The following is a 4,672-nucleotide window of genomic DNA, read 5'->3' on the forward strand; positions in this document are numbered from 1 at the left end:
TGCCCGGACAGGCCCCGGCACCCCTTTCGGGGGGCCGGGGCCGGGGCGCGCCCGAGCCCGGGCGGGAAAGTTCGTGAATTTCTTCACATGGCGATCCGGCCATTCGTCGCACCGGCTCGCCCGCTACGTCCGAAATGTGGGACCGAAGGCCCGTCGGTCGAGTCGGCCATGAGATCGCAGGTCAGACCCGGTTCGAGGTTTGAATATCGAAAACACGCGCGGGAACCCGGGCGCTGTGCGGATCGTTGCTGCTCAGGCCGGTAGTGCTCCGGCGCGCGTTCGCGCGGGGTCGCCCAGGGGTGCGAGCCCCCGCGCCGGGCCCGTTTTTGCGGCCGCGCAGTGTAGCACGGGGGGTCCGTCAACTTGTGACCGGGCTCACGAAGGCTGCTCCGGACGGTGCTGGATACTTTCGGATATGAGCACCACGGAGCGTCCTCGCATCCTCATTGTCGGCGGTGGTTACGTCGGCCTGTATGCCGCGATGCGCATCCTCAAGAAGATGCGCTACGGCGAAGCGACCGTCACGGTCGTGGACCCGCGGTCGTACATGACGTACCTGCCCTTCCTCCCCGAGGCGGCCGGCGGCAACGTCGCGCCCCGCAACCTCGTCGCGCCGCTGCGCAGCGCCCTCAAGCAGGCGGAGGTGCTGACCGGGTCCGTCACCGGCATCGACCACGCCCGCAAGGTCGCCACCATCCAGCCCGCGGCCGGCGACAGCTACGAGCTGCCCTTCGAGTACCTGGTCGTCGCGACCGGCTCGGTCTCCCGCACCTTCCCGATCCCGGGTCTGGCGGAGAACGGCATCGGCATGAAGACGGTCGAGGAGGCCATCGGCCTCCGCAACCACGTCATGGCGCAGCTGGACAAGGCCGAGTCCACCACGGACGAGGAGATCCGCCGCAAGGCCCTGACCTTCGTGGTGATCGGTGGCGGCTTCGCCGGCATCGAGACCGTCGCCGAGATCGAGGACATGGCCCGCGACGCGGCCAAGCTGTACAAGACCGTCAGCCGCGACGACATGCGCTTCGTGGTGGTCGAGGCGGCCAACCGCATCCTCCCCGAGATGGGCCCGGACCTCGGTCTGTGGACCAAGGAGAAGCTCGAGGAGCGCAACATCGAGGTCTACATCGAGACCTCCATGGACTCCTGCGTCGACGGCCACGTCATGCTGAAGAACGGCATGGAGATGGACGCCTCCACCATCGTGTGGACGGCCGGCGTGAAGCCGAACCCGGTGCTGGCCGAGTTCGGCCTGCCGCTGGGCCCGCGCGGCCACGTCGACACCGCGCCGACCCTCCAGGTCCAGGGCTTCGACTACGTCTGGGCCGCCGGCGACAACGCCCAGGTGCCGGACCTCGCCGCCGGCGAGGGCGCCTGGTGCCCGCCGAACGCGCAGCACGCCTGCCGCCAGGCCGTCGTCCTCGGCGACAACGTGATCTCCGGCATGCGCGGCTTCCCGCAGAAGGAGTACAAGCACAAGAACCTCGGTGCGGTCGCCGGTCTCGGCCTGCACAAGGGCGTGGCGATCCTCTTCGGCAAGTACAAGCTGAAGGGCCGTCCGGCCTGGTGGTTCCACCGCCTGTACCACGGCGCGATGGTGCCGACCTTCAACCGCAAGGTCCGCGTCTTCACCGACTGGACGCTCGCGATGTTCCTCAAGCGCGAGATGGTCGGCCTCTCCCAGATGGAGCGGCCGCAGCTTCCGATCCAGGAGGTCACTCCGCCCACCAAGCCCGTCGAGGCCGCCAAGCCGGCCGCCGACAAGGAACTCGCGAGCAAGTAAGCGACTGAGACCCCGGTGTGGGAGCACCGGGGTATGAGTCGGAGGCCCTCCGCCCGGCAGCATTGCCGGACCACGACCTCCGTGGTGCTCAGCCGGCCGTGCGACCGGGCGGAGTACAGAAGTAGAAGGTCCCCTGCCGAAACCCTTCGGCAGGGGACCTCTCTCGTTCCGGGGACCGGTCAGTCGGTCTTGATGCTCGACAGGATGTCCAGCTTGGACGCCCGGCGGGCCGGCCAGATCGCGGCCACCAGGCCGACCACCCCGGCCAGCGCCAGGAACAACGCCAGCTGGCCGTACGGCAGGACCGTGGTCAGGCCGGAGAGGCTGGACTTCAGGGTGCCGTTGATCGCCCAGGCGATGAAGCAGCCGAGCAGCAGGCCGATGCCGGCGCCGAACAGCGAGATCACCACGGACTCCAGACGGACCATCCGCTTGATGCCCCCGCGGTCCAGGCCGATCGCCCGCAGCATCCCGATCTCGCGCTTGCGCTCGAAGACCGACATCGCCAGCGTGTTGACCACGCCCAGGATCGCGATCAGGACCGCCATCCCCAGCAGGCCGTACATCAGGTTCAGCGCGAAGGTGATGGTCTGGCTGAACTCGTCCCGGACGTCCTGCTGGGACTTCACCTCGATCACCGGGTTGGCGCCGGTGGCGTCCTTGAGGGCCTGCTTGAGGCCGTCGGTGGCGCCGTCCTTGCCCTTGACCAGGACGTCGGAGATGTGCGGCTTCGGCTCGTGCTTGGCGATGTCGGTGTTGGCCAGCATGACCCGGCCGAGCATGCCGCCGCTCTTGTACACGCCGCCGACGGTGAGCGGGCCGGTGGACTCGTCCGCGAAGGACACGTTCAACACCGAGCCGGTGGTGACGTTCAGCTTCTTGGCGGTGTCCTCGTCGAGCAGCAGCTGGCCCTTGCCGAAGCCGGCGGTGGAGCCGCTGGTCAGCTCGACGTCGGCGAGCTGGTCGAGCACGGCCGCGTCCAGGCCGGAGACCACCATGCTGGTGCCGTTGAGGTCCCAGTACGCGCTCGTCATCGCCGAGGAGGCCGCCACGCCGGGGGCCTTGGCGATCTGGGCGGGCACCTGCTCGGACAGGCTCATGCTGTTGGCGGCCCCGACGATGAAGTCGGCCTTCATCGACTTGGTGACGGCCCGGTCGATGGTGTCGTTGACCGAGGCGCCGATCACGGTGAGCCCGGTGACCAGGGTCAGACCGATGGTCAGCGCGGCGGCGGTGGCGGCGGTGCGGCGCGGGTTGCGCACCGCGTTCTGCTGGGCGAGCTTGCCCGGGGTGCCGCCGAGCCCGCGCAGCAGCGGGCCGACCAGCGCGACCACCGGACGGGAGAGCAGCGGCAGCAGGACGAACACGCCGATCAGGGCCAGGAAGGCACCGAGGCCGACCGGCAGCCGGCCGCTGTCGTCGCCAGTGGAGGCGCCGTAGCCGATCAGCGCGAGACCGCCGCCGGCGAGCACCGAGCCGATCGTGTTGCGGACCACCAGGCTCTTCTGGGAGACCGGCTGGTCGCCGCTGCTCATCGCGGCCACCGGGGCGATCCGGGAGGCGCGCATGGCGGGCAGCAGGGCCGACATGACCGTCACCAGGACGCCGACCACGACCGTCACCACGACGGTGAGCGGCTTGATCACCAGCGAGCCGTTCGGCATGTTCTCGTTCAGCGAGCCGATCAGCGACTGCATCCCGGCGCCGATCCCGATGCCGGCGATCAGACCGGCCACGGCGGAGACGGTGCCGATCAGCAGGGCTTCGATCAGTACGGAGCGGGTGACCTGCTTGCGACTGGCGCCGACGGCGCGCAGCAGGGCCAGCTCCTTGGTGCGCTGGGCGACCAGCATGGTGAAGGTGTTGGCGATGATGAAGATGCCGACGAAGAGCGCGATGAAGGCGAAGACCAGGAGCATCGTGCGCATGCTGCTGGTGCCCTTGGAGATCATGTCCTGCTCGTCGGCCTTGAGCTTGGCGCCGGTCTCGACGTCGAACTGGTGGCCGGACGGCACCGCGGGCTGGGCCTGGGCGAGCAGAGCGTCCTGGCTGGTCCCGGGCTTGGCGGTGAGCACGATGCTGCTGTAGCGGCCCGGCTCCAGCAGGGTCTGCTGGGCGGTGGCCTTGTCGAACAGGGTGAGCGTGCCGCCGGTGTTCACCACCGGGTCGTCGGTGGTGAAGACGCCGGTGAGCTTCGCCTCGACGACCGGGCCGTTGGCGGCGACCCGGACGGTGTCGCCGACCTTGTAGCCCGCCTTGTCGACGGTCTTGCGGTCGAGCGCGACCTCCTTGGCGGCCTTCGGGCCCTGGCCCTCGACCATCGGGTAGCGCGGGTCCTTGCCGTCCTGGCCCGGCGCGAAGTTGGCACCCTTGGCGGCCCAGACCTGGCCGATCAGGCTGCCCTTCTTGTCGGCGACGCCGGTGAAGCCGCTGACCACGCCACGGGCGCCGGCGGTGCCCGGCAGGGCGGCCAGCTGCTGGAGGGTGGCGTCGGTGAGGGTGGCCGAGCCGCCCTCGCCCTTCTGCCGGGCGGAGGCGGAGGAGCCGGCCGCGCGGTCCACCACCTGGACCGAGACGTCCGAGTAGCTCTTGGAGTTGCTGTCCCGCATGGCCTTGCCGAAGGTGTCGGAGAAGACCATGGTGCCGGCCACGAAGGCGGTGCCGAGCATGACGGCCAGTGCCGTCATCAGCAGTCGGCCCTTGTGGGCCAGCACGTTGCGCAGTGCGGTGCGATACATGGGGTGTCCTGGGAGGGTCGGTGAGCGGGCTGCGGCTGCCGGTGTGTCAGCTGGTACGGCCCTTGGCGTCGAAGCGGCGCATGCGGTCCAGGACGGTGTCGGCGGTGGGGTTGTGGAGTTCGTCGACGATGCGGCCGTCGGCGAGGAAGAC

The 4,672-nt window shown here is 69.6% G+C and carries 2 protein-coding genes and 1 pseudogene; 1 reads left to right on the top strand and 2 read right to left on the bottom strand.

The genetic code is table 11. The features are described 5' to 3' along the window. Positions 1-415: 415 nt before the first annotated feature. Positions 416-1,783 carry an NAD(P)/FAD-dependent oxidoreductase gene (locus ACFU7Y_RS40575; protein WP_224281261.1) on the top strand — a complete coding sequence of 456 codons (1,368 nt, stop codon included), beginning with the start codon at positions 416-418 and terminating at the stop codon, positions 1,781-1,783. 179 nt (positions 1,784-1,962) lie between these two features. Here the strand turns inward: ACFU7Y_RS40575 and ACFU7Y_RS40580 are convergent, their stop codons facing one another. Further along, positions 1,963-4,521: an ABC transporter permease gene (locus ACFU7Y_RS40580; protein ID WP_224281260.1), complete on the bottom strand. Its 2,559-nt coding sequence runs from the start codon at positions 4,519-4,521 to the stop codon at positions 1,963-1,965. A 46-nt stretch (positions 4,522-4,567) separates the two neighbouring features. Then, a pseudogene (locus ACFU7Y_RS40585) lies at positions 4,568-4,672 on the bottom strand (ABC transporter ATP-binding protein); the annotation flags it as partial.

This window comes from Kitasatospora sp. NPDC057542, assembly GCF_042801945.1.
Lineage (GTDB): Bacteria > Actinomycetota > Actinomycetes > Streptomycetales > Streptomycetaceae > Kitasatospora.